General features: G+C 60.9%; 12 protein-coding genes. 3 read left to right on the top strand and 9 right to left on the bottom strand.

Annotation, left to right across the window (positions count from 1 at the left end; all coding sequences use genetic code 11):
* Nucleotides 1–108 precede the first annotated feature (108 nt).
* Nucleotides 109–1047 carry a LysR family transcriptional regulator gene (locus tag CWC48_RS22280; RefSeq protein WP_099492775.1) on the top strand — a complete coding sequence of 313 codons (939 nt, stop codon included), beginning with the start codon at nucleotides 109–111 and terminating at the stop codon, nucleotides 1045–1047.
* On the opposite strand, the gene asnB is transcribed toward CWC48_RS22280, so the two are convergent.
* The 7 genes from asnB to CWC48_RS22245 are packed head-to-tail and all read right to left on the bottom strand — an operon-like array spanning nucleotide 1044 to nucleotide 8995.
* Nucleotides 1044–2879 carry an asparagine synthase (glutamine-hydrolyzing) gene (gene asnB / locus CWC48_RS22275; RefSeq protein WP_078049138.1) on the bottom strand — a complete coding sequence of 612 codons (1836 nt, stop codon included), beginning with the start codon at nucleotides 2877–2879 and terminating at the stop codon, nucleotides 1044–1046. The genes CWC48_RS22280 and asnB overlap by 4 nt on opposite strands.
* Before the next feature lie 12 nt (nucleotides 2880–2891).
* On the bottom strand, nucleotides 2892–4274 hold the full coding sequence (locus CWC48_RS22270; protein ID WP_100490331.1) for an amidase: 1383 nt from the start codon (nucleotides 4272–4274) through the stop codon (nucleotides 2892–2894).
* A 5-nt stretch (nucleotides 4275–4279) separates the two neighbouring features.
* Nucleotides 4280–5245 carry an acyl-CoA synthetase gene (locus CWC48_RS22265; protein ID WP_100490330.1) on the bottom strand — a complete coding sequence of 322 codons (966 nt, stop codon included), beginning with the start codon at nucleotides 5243–5245 and terminating at the stop codon, nucleotides 4280–4282.
* A gap of 3 nt (nucleotides 5246–5248) precedes the next feature.
* Entirely contained in the window at nucleotides 5249–5533 is a 285-nt protein-coding gene (locus tag CWC48_RS22260) for an acyl carrier protein (RefSeq protein WP_100490329.1), read from the bottom strand.
* Nucleotides 5534–5537: 4 nt separating this feature from the next.
* Nucleotides 5538–5933, bottom strand: coding sequence for a hypothetical protein (locus tag CWC48_RS22255; protein WP_099492778.1), 396 nt, complete (start codon nucleotides 5931–5933; stop codon nucleotides 5538–5540).
* 9 nt (nucleotides 5934–5942) lie between these two features.
* Nucleotides 5943–7682, bottom strand: a complete 1740-nt coding sequence (locus tag CWC48_RS22250) for a prenyltransferase/squalene oxidase repeat-containing protein (protein ID WP_100490328.1) — start codon at nucleotides 7680–7682, stop codon at nucleotides 5943–5945.
* Nucleotides 7679–8995 carry an AMP-binding protein gene (locus CWC48_RS22245; protein WP_099492780.1) on the bottom strand — a complete coding sequence of 439 codons (1317 nt, stop codon included), beginning with the start codon at nucleotides 8993–8995 and terminating at the stop codon, nucleotides 7679–7681. Before CWC48_RS22245 ends, CWC48_RS22250 begins: the two co-directional genes overlap by 4 nt.
* Before the next feature lie 427 nt (nucleotides 8996–9422).
* Between CWC48_RS22245 and CWC48_RS22240 the strand changes: the two genes are divergently transcribed.
* Together CWC48_RS22240 and CWC48_RS22235 are read left to right on the top strand one after the other, a co-directional pair.
* Nucleotides 9423–10784 (top strand): 3-deoxy-7-phosphoheptulonate synthase, encoded by a 1362-nt coding sequence (locus CWC48_RS22240; RefSeq protein WP_100490327.1) that lies wholly within the window; start codon nucleotides 9423–9425, stop codon nucleotides 10782–10784.
* A 29-nt stretch (nucleotides 10785–10813) separates the two neighbouring features.
* Nucleotides 10814–12004: an MFS transporter gene (locus tag CWC48_RS22235; protein WP_099492782.1), complete on the top strand. Its 1191-nt coding sequence runs from the start codon at nucleotides 10814–10816 to the stop codon at nucleotides 12002–12004.
* A gap of 33 nt (nucleotides 12005–12037) precedes the next feature.
* Here CWC48_RS22235 and CWC48_RS22230 read toward each other — a convergent pair whose 3' ends face one another.
* A complete protein-coding gene (locus CWC48_RS22230; RefSeq protein ID WP_078050951.1) occupies nucleotides 12038–12337 on the bottom strand; it encodes a putative quinol monooxygenase in 300 nt (99 codons plus the stop codon).
* Between the two features lie 98 nt (nucleotides 12338–12435).
* A complete protein-coding gene (locus CWC48_RS22225; protein WP_078049149.1) occupies nucleotides 12436–13446 on the bottom strand; it encodes a zinc-binding alcohol dehydrogenase family protein in 1011 nt (336 codons plus the stop codon).
* Nucleotides 13447–13510: the final 64 nt, after the last annotated feature.

Below are 13510 nucleotides of genomic sequence, written 5' to 3'. Positions count from 1 at the left end.
GGATCCAAAGTTTAACTGGGCGATGTTTATTCCTTAGTCGAACGCTGGATTACCGGTACCATTGCTGCACCTAGTCCACTGATCAGTTCAAATGAAGGAACAGAAGAAATGATCGAAACCCGCCTGCTACGCCAGTTCATTGCCGTGGCTGAAGAGCTGCATTTCCACAAGGCTGCCATCCGCCTGCACATGGCCCAGCCCCCGCTGAGCCAGGCCATCAATCGCCTGGAAGACAAACTGGGGTTCAGTCTGTTTACCCGTAATAAGCGCGGGGTCAAACTGACCCCGGCCGGGGGTGCGTTCCTGGAGGCCGCGTATAGCACCCTGAAGGCGTTGGAGCAGGGCATCGAACACGCACGTCAGGTGTCCGAGGGGATTGCCGGCAAACTCACGGTGACTGCGGTGTCGATCGCCTACTACGAGTCGCTGCTCAGTACGCTGCGCCAGTTTCGCGAGACCTTTCCCAAGGTCCAGTTGGTCATCAAGGAGATGCCCTCCTCCAGCCAGGCCAAGGCCATTCTGTCGGGAGAGGCGGATATTGCCTTCATGCGCAAGCTGCCAATTTCGGCGGAAAACGTCGAGTCCCGCCTGTTGCTGGATGAAGAGATCGTGATGGCGCTGCCCGCCCATCACCCTAAGGCAAAGGACGGCCAGATAGACTTGAGGGACTTCGCCGGCGAAGACTTCGTGTTCACCCCCGAAGCCCTGGGTACCGGCTATCACAGTCAGCTTATTGCATTGTGTGAAGCCGCCGGTTTTTACCCCAAGGTGGTGCAAGAGGCCGCACAGATCCATACCCTGATCGGCCTGGTAGCCTGTGGCTTCGGGGTCGCCCTGGTACCCGAGTCGATTGCCAACTCAATCATGCGCGACAAGGTACTGTTTCGCCGGATCTACCCGGTGACCGCCTCCCCCAACCCGGCAATCGGCCTGTACATGAGCTGGAACACCCACAACGAATCGCCGTTGATGGACAGCTTTATTTCCATGCTCGACTTCAACGCTGCCCCCGGGGTTGAAGGGGCACTGGCCGTACAGGTCGGTTAGAGTGCCAGCCGATAATCCTTGAGCCATGCGGCAAGGGACAAAGCGGTTTCCAGGTTATTGCGCTTGAGCTGGGAGTTGAAGGCCCCCACAGGCTGTTCAAGCTCGCGACGCAATTGCGTGCGATCAATGATCTGGAAAACCGCGTTGTCGGCTTGTTGCAACAGCGCACGGGTTTGCGCGCGCAGGAACTGTTCATACGCCAGGTTGGCAGACGTCGGGTAGGGACTCTTTTTGCGCTGCATGACAGCGTCAGGTACCAGGTCGGCACAGGCCTGCTTGAGCAACCACTTTTCCACGCCCTCCTTGCCCTTGATGCTCCAGGGTACGTTGTAGACGTACTGCACCAGTTCATGGTCGGTGAACGGCACACGCACTTCGAGACTGGCGTACATGCTCAAGCGGTCCTTGCGATCCAGCAGGATCGGCAGCCAGCGATGCAGGTGCATGTGGCAGACTTCGCGCATCTTGCGCTCCTCAAGGCTGTCGCCCGGCAGATGTTCGACGCTGTCCACCGCCTGGCCATAACTGCTGCGTTGGTATTCGGCGAAATCACACAGTTTGTTGAAGTCCGGGTTGATCATCTCGGCCTGCAGCAGCTGCATGCGCGACAGCCATGGAAAGCGCTGGGCTTCCAGGGCCTGGGGGTCGCGGAACCAAGCGTAGCCACCAAACACCTCATCCGCTGCTTCGCCGGAAATGGCCACGGTGGAGTGCTCGCGGATGGCCTTGAACAGCAAGTGCAGTGAGGTGTCCACATCGCCGAAGGTCTGGGCGGAGTCGTTGGCCCTGAATACCGACTGCCGCGCCACCTCGCTCACCAGTTCCTGGTTGTCGATCAGGATGGTCTGGTGATGGCTGCCGATCGCTTCGGCCGCCGCCAGCGCAAAGGGTTGGTCGCGGTCAGGGCGAAAAGTGTCGGCACGGAACTGTTCGGCTTGGCCGACAAAGTCCACCGAAAACGAGTTGACCACACCGCCTTGTTCGGCTTGCAGTTTTTTCTGCGCCATGGCGGTGAGGACGGTCGAGTCCAGGCCGCCGGAGAGCAAGGTACAGACCGGCACGTCGGCATACAGCTGTTCGCCCAGGGCCTTTTCCAGCAAGGCGCGGGTTTTCTCGACGGTTTGTGCGTCGGTGTCGGTGTGCTCATGACGTTCGACAGCCCAATAACGCTGCACCTTCGGTGCGCGCCCCGCCAGCAATTGCAGGCTGTGGCCCGGAGGCAGTTCGCGAATGCCCTTGAAGGCCGTTTGCGCGGTAGCCTTGGACAGGGACAACGCGTCCACAAGGCCGACAACGTCCAGCGCTCGCTGGAACTGCGGATGGGCGAGAATGGCCTTGGGCTCCGAGGCGAACAGCAGGCCAGCGTCCAGCGCCGCATAAAACAGCGGCTTGACGCCCAGACGGTCGCGCAGCAGCAGGAAACGCCCCTGGCGCTCATCGAAAATAGCCATCGCAAACATCCCGGTGAGGTGGTCGACGCATTGCTCACCCCACTCCAGATAGGCGTGCAACACCACTTCCGTATCGCTGCGAGTCGTGAACTGGTGCCCGGCCTTGCTCAAACGTTCACGCAGTTGGACATAGTTGTAGACCTCGCCGGTGTACACCATCGCCACCGTCGCCCCGCCCGCAGTGGTGAATGTCATCGGCTGCACGCCGCCGCTCAAATCAATGATTGCCAGCCGCCGGTGCCCCAGTAGCGCGTGCTGCCCCTGCCAGATCCCTTCGGCGTCCGGGCCACGTCGCGTGAGGCTGGCGGTCATTTCGGCAACCAGTGGACGTTGATCTTTGAGGTCTCGCGCAAAGTCGACCCAGCCTGTAATTCCACACATATCAAAGGATCCTTATTGGTCGAGTGCAGCCGCCGGCAATGGGCCACGCAGCGTTTCAAGTCGTTTAGCCAAGTCGATCAATTGCAGCTCGCTGTCGCGGCGCCCCATGATCTGCAGGGCCAGGGGGGCCTTGCCGTCAGCACTGAGCATGATCGGCAAGGTGATTGCCGGCAGGCCACTGAAGCTGGCTAAGGGTGTAAAGCCGATTTTGCGTGAGTAATCCGGGTCGGCAGGCGACGGAATGGTCGAATCGCCCGGCAGCGGACGGCGCACATCGAATGGCCGGCAAGGGTCGATGGGAAACACCACCACGTCCACGCCTGCAGCGTCAAAACAACTGTCAATGGAGGCACGCACCGCCTGCATGCGCGCAGTTATCTGCTGATACTCGGCGTCGCTCACCCCGGCACCTACCTCCAGCGCGGCCTGGGTCGACCAGTGCAAATCGGCATCGAAAATTTCACGCCATACCTGGGAAGCCAGCCACGCGTCCCGGGCACATAACTGCCACGCCGAACCACGGCAGTCCCACAGTTCGGGCAACTGCATGGGCACTTGAGGCATACCCAGGTCTGCCAGGAGGCTTTTTGCCTGGTCCATCATCGCCAGCATCGGTGCTGTGGTGACACCGTCGTCAATGTGGCTCAACACGCCAATCCGGTAGGTGCCGGCCAGCGGCTTTTGCACGCCCAGGTGTCGCTCAAGCCCCAGCCTGGGCATCAGGAAGTCCAGGTCATCGGCGGTACGCGTGACCCAGCCGAGGGCGTCCATGGAGGGTGACAACGGGAACACACCGTCCAGATTGGAGGCCTTGTGGGTCATGCGCAGCCCCACCATGCCGCAATGGGCTGCAGGCCAACGCACGGAGCCGAGCACATCGGTGCCCAGGGCGATGTCACACAGGTGTGCGGCCACGGCAACCGCCGAACCGGTGCTGGAGCCGGAGGGGTCTATGCTCGGATACAACGGATTGCGCGCCCCGCAGCCGAAACCGATATTGAGTTCGGTGGTGGCGACCTTGTACAGGATGCGCACCTCGGGATGTACCGCCCACAAGGCGCTGGCTGACACATCGGGATAGTGCCGGTAACTGCGCAACCCCAGACGCGTGGGCATGCCCGCCACGTCGACGGTGTCTTTGACCCCCATGCGGAACGTGGCTGTGTCGTCGGTCACACTCGAGACCAGGCAACGGTATTGGCTGTCCGCCGAGCCTGCCCAGTGGTTGTACTGCCCGGCCCATTGATGCCGCAGTTGCGGCTGTTCCAGCAGCAAACTGTAGCGCTGGCGCAACGGTAACCTGAGAAATTCCGGCACCGCCGTGGCCTGTTCACGTTGGCTCGCGTGGCCGGACAGGTAGGCAGTAATGCTCTGCTCTGCAGTACGGATGCTCATGACTCTCAACTCCCTGTTTGCTGGATAGCCCAAGCCTGCGGCTTGCCGCTGGCCGACAAGGGCAACTGCTCGACGCGTCGAATCTGCACAGGCTTGGGAAAATGAACGCCCAGGCGCTCGATGGCCTGGGCAAGGCTCGCCTCCGTGAGTGTGGGCGAGCTGAAAACCACTTCGTAGGCCTCACCGCGCAACTCATCGCGCAGGGGCATGCACGCCAGGTGCTGGCACTGGGTCACGGCACTGAGTTCAGCGCGCAGGACACCCAGGTCCTGGCGCACACCATTGATTTTTATCAGCTGGCTGGCACGCCCCAACCACTGGAATTGCCCCTGCCCAACCGCCAGGATCCAGTCGTCGCTCTGGTGCGTCAGTGCCGACACTTGTCCCTCAGCGGCCCTTGCGATTCGCGGGCTGTGCACGTTGAGTCGCGACTCCACCCCCACCGGGCTGAGCAGCGAGACATCCTCGAATACCGTCCAGGCCGTGGCTGCCTCGCCAATGGGACGATGTGCAATGGCACCGGTCTCGGTCGAGCCGAGCAGTTCGATAAACGTCGCGCCCTGGCCGGCATAACGATCAACGATCGCGTACGCCTTGGAAGGCAGCACCGAAGCGCTATGCAGCACCAGTACGGGCACCTGCGGCACCAGGCGTTTGAGCAGCGATGCGAGCAATGTCCAGGTGCTGGCGATACACAGGATCACTGTCGGCCCCCTGACCTGCAGGTCCGGCAGCAGGAGTCCTTCCAGGGAGCAGGATTGCAATCGGGCCCGGGTCACATCGGCACCGACCTGCCCCAGAATCATGCCGTAGCTGTGTTCGGTAGGGGCGAACGACAGGATATCCGTGACACCCGCGGCCCACGTACCGAGGATCATCCGTGCTTCCTGTTCCATCTGCCGCCGGGTGCGGGCCCACTGGCGCGGCGCGCTGGTAGACCCCGAGGTACGGAAGACATGCTCCGCGCTCATCGCCTACACCGCCTGCAAGGTGGCAGTGTCTTCCAGGCGCTCCTTGACGAACTGCTCCATTTTTTCCAAGGTCTCGAACCAGTAGCGAACGTCGTCGCCGACATAGTCCACCTCGATACCAAACCGCTCCTCGATGGTGGTCACCACTTCAACCGCCATCAGGCTGTCGAAACGCTCGCCGATAAAGTCGCGAAAACTCTCGTCCGCGCCAATGCTGCGAACTTCAGGCCCCAGTAGTGTTTCCAGGGCGGTGCGGATATCGTCTTTTACAGTGCTGACGTTAGTCATGTTATTAACCCTTGGTGGCAGCGTTAGTCAGTGTTTCATCCGTGGCGTAAAAAACACTTTCAGGAAACACATCCTCGTACTGCAGATAAAAGAATGAATCGGCAAACTGCGTGGTAAAGAAGTTGAACAGTTGCGTGGCAAAATCCTTGCGGAAAAACTGATCACGGCTGGCAGCTATCGAGGCGCGAATAAAGAACACACGACTACGCTTTGTTTCACCATGGTTGATCGCCATGGGTAGGCCGGCACTGAATACACTGTCTTCATCCAGCGCACTAAAAATCACCATGCAGTGCCCCGGATCCAGGCCATGGCCCTTGAGTTCCCGGGCAACTTTCAAGGCGATTTTCTTTTTCTCGCTTATTCCCAGAAACCCGGAGCGAATGTTGATCGTCGGCACATGAGCCTCTCAAGACAAATACAAGTTAGGAAGTACCGGCAACTGCCCCTTGAACCACTGCCCCACCAGACTGCCCAGGCAGGTGGACAGCGCGTCGTGCCCTTCGCGGTACATCGGTGACCAGGCGTAACCGCCGTCCGTCTCGACGTTTTCCAGGAAATACAGCACGTGAGCGCGGTCGACCTCGAGGCCGAAATCGCAGGACGCGGCCATGGCTTCGTAGGTACTGAGCAGGTCCGGAATGCGATTGCCGGTATTGGCGAAACCACCCTGCTTGACCTTGTGCCGCCGCAACAAGGCAAGCATTTCGTCATCATCGCGGTGGCCCAGGTATCGCAGGCATTTGAGCGCCTGGACACTGGATCGGAACGTCGGCACACCGCCCGGGAAATTGGCGAAGGCCAGCGGTTCCTGGGTGACGGCGCAACGCCTTACAAAGCGCTCCAATTGCCCGCAGTCGATTCCGTCACTGCGGCCCAACCGGGTGATGATTGAAACCGCGGAAGCCGTCGACACCATGTCCGAGCCTCGCCCCTCCCAGAAGCCGAAGCCGCCATCGGGGTTCTGGATCCGCCCCAGCCACGCCAACACGGCCTGCCGCGCCTGCGGCGAGTCGCGCAGCGCACCGGCCGCCAAGGCCCACGCCGTACAACGTACTTCTGCGCCACGGCCGGGCATATACATGACGCCGGCTTCGTTGGGCAGTTGACAGCCCTCGATCCACCTCACCGCCGAGGCACGGGCCTGCGGGGAGAGGCGGCCATCCAGGACGGTGGCGGCAGTGGTCAAGACATCCGCCGCCGCGCTTTTTTCACGGTAGGTGTAGCCGCCATTGTCGACATAAAGCTGCTGGACAAACCGGCTGACGCCCAAGGCCAGCCCACTCACATCCTGGCCCAGGGCCTTGAGCGAACCGACCGCACAAAACACCGCCCATACGTCTTCACAGTCATAGCCTTGCCAGCGCACAAACCCGCCTTCAGGGCCACGCAACGACTCGATCCACGCGACGCAATCGGCACTGTGCAATGGCGCGGTTCCCAGTGCGGCGAGGGTCGCAGTGGTGCGATAGGTGGCCCACAGGCACGGGGTATCCGCCGCTTCACTGAAACGAAACCCGCCCCCTTCCAGCTGCTGGGCCTGCATCCAGTGGACCAGTCGATCCATATCCCATGCAGGCACCCAGTCGCCTTGCTGGCTGAGCGCCTTCCAAGCCATCACGCCATAAAAGCACGCGCGCACATCGGCCTTGTTACGCTGGGCAAACGCGGGCGACCAACTCAGCCCGCCATTTTCACACTGCAATGCACTGAGCCACTCGAGCAGCATGGCCGGCTCTTTCACTTGACCGTGGCACACATTGATCAAGGTGCGTACGGCGTAGTGCGTCGCCCACACGTCCGCGCCCTGCCCCGCGCACATGGCGTAGGCCTGCCCGTCCCACAGGCTGTCCAGCCATGGTTCGGTCTTTTCCGACACCTGTTCCAATGCGCCGAGATCGTTGAGGGTTTCCGTGCAGTAAAACGTTGCCCAGGCATCCGAAGGCATGCCTTTGCTCCAGGCATAGCCACCATCGCGATTCAATCGCGTCTCGATGTAGCGACGAATCTGCGGCTGGTCGACGGAATGCAACTGATCGATCCAGGCCAGGCTGCGGATGGCCGCATACGTGCACCAGAGGTCCGGTTGGCCACTGACCACCGCGCGGCCCTCGGGGAAACGTGGCGGGATCGGACTGAAGGCATTCATTGCTGGCCACCGACAAAGCGCAGGTTGGTTTTTTTCCAGCTTTTTTGCGAGGCGCCACTCTTGCTGACCGCCGCCAGGTTGTTGACGAACAGGATCCTGTCCCACTGCAGGTTCATGCGTTCCTGGGAGCACTCGCGCAACGAGTCTGCGAGCCCGGCTTCCAGCGCGTTGTCCCAGACCACGTCGCGCTCCAGGATCAGGCTGGCACTGTCGGTCGTACGGTCCACCTCGATCATGTAGCCGGTGGCGTTGCTGGTGCCGTAGACGATTTCCTCGATCTTGCGGATTTCAAGGTCCACTCCAGAGACCATGACAGCGTCGGAATCTCGACCGTTGACCATCATTGTCGGTCCAGGCAAACCGACTGCACACTCGGACGTGATGGTCACGCTGTCGCCGGTGTCCAGGCGCAACAGGGGGCGGGCGTAAAGATTCAGCGGGGTGACGACCAGGCGCCCGCTGGCGCCTTTGCTCAAGGGTACGATCTGACCGCTTGCGGTCACCAATTCGAAGTAGTTGGTACCCGTGGTCAAACGTTGCACCTTGCCCTGGGTCACCGCCGCCAAGGTGCCGGTTTCGGTGCTGCCGTAGCTGGCGTCGTGAATATCGCAAGCCCACCACTGCGCCAGTTTTTCCCGGAATGGCCGGGTATTGACCTCGCCCAGCAACATGATCGCCTTGATCGACTCACTGACACGCTCCAGCATCTGCCGCTGCTTGAGGTAGCGCGTGAGCTGGACGAGGACCCCCGGCGCGATAAAGATCACCGTCGGACGGTACACCTCGAACATCTTGCACAGGCGCTCCCAATCGGTGATACCGGTGGTGAAGGGGTAGGCACGCACATGGGAGACATCGAGGTATTCGCACACATTGGCGATCAAGTCGCCCACTGGAACGATGTCTGACGGCATCAGATTGGCGACCCGCGAACCGGGCTCGATAACGTGTCGCCAGTGGAACGCTACCGACACCGCGTTCCAAATGATGTCTTCCTTGAGCCTGGGGCTGGGGGTCGGCTCGCCGGTGGTGCCGGTGGTTGCGTAATACTTGGCGGCCTGGCCGTATTCAACGGTGCAGAATGCACGTGGAGAACCTTTCAGGCTGGCCTTGGGTGTCAGCGCCAGGGCCTGGAACCCGGCAAAACTGTAGTCACCCAGGGCATGGTAGAACTCGCTCTTGCGAGCACGTTCCCATACGGCCCGCAGTTTTCGCTCATAGAAAGGGGCGTCGGGGATCAACTCCCCATGACGCAGGATTTCGCTTTCGGCGCCCTGCAAAACCCCATAGTAATGATCGTTATGCACTAACATTAACTTGCCCTCGTTAAAAAACCCCAGCGAGAATTGGCGAGCCGAGCGATAAAGTAAAATACTTTCGCGGTCTATTTGTAAGAGCCTGCAGATATCAGAGAAAACGCCCGATACTTGGCGACCCGGCGATATTATTTAGTTAGGGTCGTGCCCCCGCGATACGCGAGTCGCCCGCACATTACAACTAACTAAACAGTTCACAGCTCTCTAACACTGGGGGGCACCACGCGCCGACTAATACCCGCCAAAAGTATTAAACAGAGACTTTTATAGTATTTCTCATCTCACTGTTGTCACCGCACTATCACCGCCACCTTGCAAAAACGAGTTCCGGGCATAACCACGACAGTCGCTTAAAAGACGGCGCCAACTTAGTGCACTTGCACCGGTGGGACCTTCGACTTATGCACCGACAAGGAGACGCTGAATGCTGACGACACACAAACACTTCCAGGCCAACGCCACTGGCTGGACACCCGATACGTGGCGCTCACGCACGGCCCTGCACCAGCCCGTCTACCCCTGCCCCACCGAACTCCAGCATACCTTGCAGGGACTGGCCCAGCGGCCCGCGCTGGTGAGCGCTGGCAAGATCCTGCAACTCAAGACCTTGATCGCCCAGGCGCAGGACGGCCAAGGCTTCATCCTGCAAGGCGGCGATTGCGCGGAGTCTTTTGACCACTGCTCCAGGGAGACCACCGCCAGCCAGGTCAAAGTGCTGCAACAAATGACTCAAGTACTGATGCAGCGCCTGCAAATGCCGGTGATCTGCCTGGCGCGCCTGGCTGGGCAATACGCCAAGCCGCGTTCCAGCGACAGCGAAACCCTGGGCCAGGAAACCCTGCCGGTGTACCGCGGTGACATCGTCAACGGCAGCACGTTTAGCCCACAAGAACGCCGCGCCGACCCGCAACGCCTGCTGCAGGCTTACAGTTGTTGCGCTTCAACCCTGGGGTTTGTCCGTGCCCTGTATGAAACCGGTATCGATGACCTGCTCAAGCCCGCGCACTGGAGCACGACATGGATCGACACGCACCCTGAGAGAGCCGCCTTCCATCGCACAATCCAGGGTGTGCAGCACACCGCGCATTTCATGGCGGCGCTGGCAGGCAGCGACACCGACCGTTTTCTGCACCGTGAAACCTTTGTGTCCCACGAAGCCCTGCTGCTGGACTACGAGCATGCCCTGACGCGCCAAGAACCGGGTTTCGACGGCTGGTTCAACCTGTCCACGCACTTTCCCTGGATCGGCAAACGCACTGCCGACCTGGAAGGCGCGCATGTGGAGTACTGTCGCGGCATCCGCAATCCATTGGGTGTGAAAGTGGGTGCCGAGGTCAGCCCCGACGCCTTGCTGGCGCTGATCGAGCGACTCAATCCCCACAACGAACCGGGCCGACTGACGCTGATTCACCGCATGGGCGCTGACCAACTGCGCAAGGCACTCCCGCCCTTGCTCAACGCCGTCACTCGCTCAGGCGCCAAGGTGCTATGGCTATGCGACCCCATGCACGGCAATACCGAGACCCTGGCCTGCGGTACAAAAACCCGACGTTTCGAGCAGATCATGGGCGAGATCGAGGTGGCCTTCAGTGTCCATCGCGAACACGGCACGCGTTTGGGCGGCCTGCACTTGGAGCTCACAGGGGAGCACGTCACCGAGTGCCTGGGCGGGGCACGCGACCTGCAGCCCGAGGACCTGTCCCGTCGTTACTTGAGCAAGGTCGACCCGCGCCTCAACTATGAACAAGCCCTTGAACTGGCGTTGCGCGTTGCACACCTGACCTGAACCCGCCCTCCTCCCACCACTGAGTTCCTATGCCAGCTGTCATCTATATTTTTTCGCTCTGCACCTTCACCTTCGGCTTGTCCGAATTCGTTGTCGCCGGCTTGGTATCCGCGATTTCGCTGGACCTGCACGAGTCCATTTCGAACGTCGGCTCGGCCATTGCAGCGTACGCCCTGGGTGCCGCCATCGGCGCCCCGGTCATCACGGCCATGCTGGCCAGCTGGCGCGACAAATCCGTCCTGCTGCTGACCCTCGCCGTACTTGCCGTCGGCAGCGTGGTTATCAGCCTGGCGCCGGATATCCTGACCTTGCACGGCGTACGCTTCATCATCGGCTTGGCGCATGGCGTGTTCATGGCCGTGGCCTCCAACGCGGCAGTCAAACTGGTCGACCCGATGCGTGCAGGGCGCGCGCTGTCGCTGGTGTGGATCGGCCTGACGCTTTCGATTGCCTTTGGCGTGCCCATCGGCACCTTCTTCGGCAGCTACTGGTCCTGGCGGATAGTGTTCCTGGCTATCGGTGGCCTGGGCCTGATCAGCACGGTGGGGCTGGTCCTGCTGATGCGCCGGCAACCCACCGCGTCACCTAACGCTGGCCAAGGCTTGAAACAAGGCCTCGCCGCCCTGTTGCACCGCGAACTGTTGATGGCTGCCACGATCGCGATGCTGGTGAGCGTCGCCACGTTTTCGTTTTTTACCTTCGTGTCGCCGTTTCTGCTGGACATCACCCGTATCCAACCGCAGGTGCTGAGCCTGGCGATGCTGGCGTTCGGTGTCTGCTCCATTCTCGGCAATGTGCTCGGCGGCTATCTCGTGGATGCATTCGACGCGGACCGATGCTTGCTCGGTGGCTTGAGCGCCTTGATGCTCAACCTGATGAGCTTGTATCTGTGGGGGGACTCGATGATCGCCACCCTGACGCTGGTGGGGCTATTGGGGGTAGTGTTCTTTGCCATTGTGACCATGTCGACCCTGCGCATGCTGCGCCTGGCTCACCACTATATTCCGCAATCCAGTGCCGTGGCGTCGGGACTCAATATTGCGTCGTTCAACCTCGGAACAGCGTTGGGTGGCGTCGGCGCAGGCTGGGTGATTACCCATTTCGGTCTCGCCTACATCCCCATCGCAGGCGCAAGTGCGGCCCTGTTGGCCATGGGTACACTTGCCCTGCAAATGAAAAGCCGGCCGGGGCTGCAGGAGGCCTTGCGGGAAAGCCCCTGATAGCCAGGGGCCGCCGATCACGGTTTGGGGGCCTCAGTCCGACACTTGCTCGAGGAAAATAAGCTGCAAAGGCTCCTTGAGCAAACCGTCGGCCGCTGCTGCAAATGCCTTGAAGTACGGCGTGGCAAAATGTGCGTCGAGGGCGGCCTGGTTCTTGAAAGCTTCCCGCATGTAGAACGTACCGGGCTCGTCACGCAGCTCAAACAGCACATAGTCAAGGTTACCGGGCTCGGTGCGCGTTGGTTCAACCAACGCCAACAAGCCTTGCTTGAGTGCCTGCTGCTGGCCGGGCTTGGCCTTGAGCACGGCGATGGATACCAAGGGTTTTTGCATGGTGGGCACTCCGTTGGGGGAAAGGCTCGGGTGTTGGCTGGCGCAGCCTGCGGTCAACGACACCAGCAGCGTCAACCCCATCGACCTGATCAAGGTGTTCATGCAAACCCCTCCAGCACAATCTTGCCACGCGCCTTGTTACTCTCGACCAACGCATGGGCACGGCGCATGTTGGCCGCATTGATAGCGCCGAAATGCTCACCCAGGGTGGTCTGCAAAATGCCTTGGTCGATCAGTGTGGCGATGCGATTGAGCAGGTGATGCTGGTGGATCATGTCCGGGGTTTCGAACAGCGAGCGGGTGAACATCAACTCCCAGTGCAGGGACAATGACTTGAGTTTGAGCGGCATCACATCCAAGGTGCGGGGATCATCGATCACCCCCAAGCGCCCTTGGGGTCGCAACACTTCGATCAATTGCGCCAAGTGCTCCTCGGTGTGCGTCAGGCTGGCCACATGACTGACCTCGCCAACCCCCAGCGCTTGCAGTTGGGCCAACATCGGCAGGCGATGGTCGATCACATGATCGGCGCCCATGCGCTTGACCCAGTCGACGGTCTCCGGGCGCGAGGCAGTCCCGATCACGGTCATGCCGGTCAGCTCGCGGGCCAGTTGCACCAGCATCGAGCCCACGCCGCCAGCGGCACCCACCACCAGCAATACATCGCCGTCGCCGCCGTCTTCGCGCACTCCGAGGCGATCAAACAACAATTCCCAGGCAGTGATCGAGGTCAGCGGCAAGGCCGCCGCGTGGGCAGCGCTCAACGACTGCGGGCGGTGCCCGACAATACGCTCGTCCACCACCTGCAGTTCACTGTAACTGCCTGCCCGGGTCAGCGAGCCGGCGTAGTAGACCTTGTCCCCTGGCTTGAACAACCGGACGTCGGCGCCGACGTCGCGCACGGTACCGGCCGCGTCCCAGCCGAGCACCTTTGGCTCCTTGGCGAAGCTGCCGGAGCGGACTTTTGTGTCCACCGGGTTGACCGCGACCGCCTCGACTTCTACCAGCAAGTCCCTGGGGCCAGGCGTGGGTGCGGCGATGTTGACGTCTTGCAGTGAGCGCGGGTCGTGGATGGGCAGACCGTGTTCGGTAAAGGCGATGGCTTTCATGGCAGCTCTTTGATGAGGGAAGTGGCGAGCATCTTTACCGTTCCCACTACAAATAAAAATCCAC

It is taken from the genome of Pseudomonas sp. S10E 269, from assembly GCF_002798465.1.
GTDB lineage: Bacteria > Pseudomonadota > Gammaproteobacteria > Pseudomonadales > Pseudomonadaceae > Aquipseudomonas > Aquipseudomonas pergaminensis.
This window is presented reverse-complemented; position numbering and strand designations above follow the sequence as displayed.

Coding starts and splice junctions, on each gene's coding strand:
- CWC48_RS22280 (WP_099492775.1), top strand. CDS start 109: ATGATCGAAACCCGCCTGCTACGCCAGTTCATTGCCGTGGCTGAAGAG.
- asnB (WP_078049138.1), bottom strand. CDS start 2,879: ATGTGTGGAATTACAGGCTGGGTCGACTTTGCGCGAGACCTCAAAGAT.
- CWC48_RS22270 (WP_100490331.1), bottom strand. CDS start 4,274: ATGAGCATCCGTACTGCAGAGCAGAGCATTACTGCCTACCTGTCCGGC.
- CWC48_RS22265 (WP_100490330.1), bottom strand. CDS start 5,245: ATGAGCGCGGAGCATGTCTTCCGTACCTCGGGGTCTACCAGCGCGCCG.
- CWC48_RS22260 (WP_100490329.1), bottom strand. CDS start 5,533: ATGACTAACGTCAGCACTGTAAAAGACGATATCCGCACCGCCCTGGAA.
- CWC48_RS22250 (WP_100490328.1), bottom strand. CDS start 7,682: ATGAATGCCTTCAGTCCGATCCCGCCACGTTTCCCCGAGGGCCGCGCG.
- CWC48_RS22245 (WP_099492780.1), bottom strand. CDS start 8,995: ATGTTAGTGCATAACGATCATTACTATGGGGTTTTGCAGGGCGCCGAA.
- CWC48_RS22240 (WP_100490327.1), top strand. CDS start 9,423: ATGCTGACGACACACAAACACTTCCAGGCCAACGCCACTGGCTGGACA.
- CWC48_RS22235 (WP_099492782.1), top strand. CDS start 10,814: ATGCCAGCTGTCATCTATATTTTTTCGCTCTGCACCTTCACCTTCGGC.
- CWC48_RS22230 (WP_078050951.1), bottom strand. CDS start 12,337: ATGCAAAAACCCTTGGTATCCATCGCCGTGCTCAAGGCCAAGCCCGGC.
- CWC48_RS22225 (WP_078049149.1), bottom strand. CDS start 13,446: ATGAAAGCCATCGCCTTTACCGAACACGGTCTGCCCATCCACGACCCG.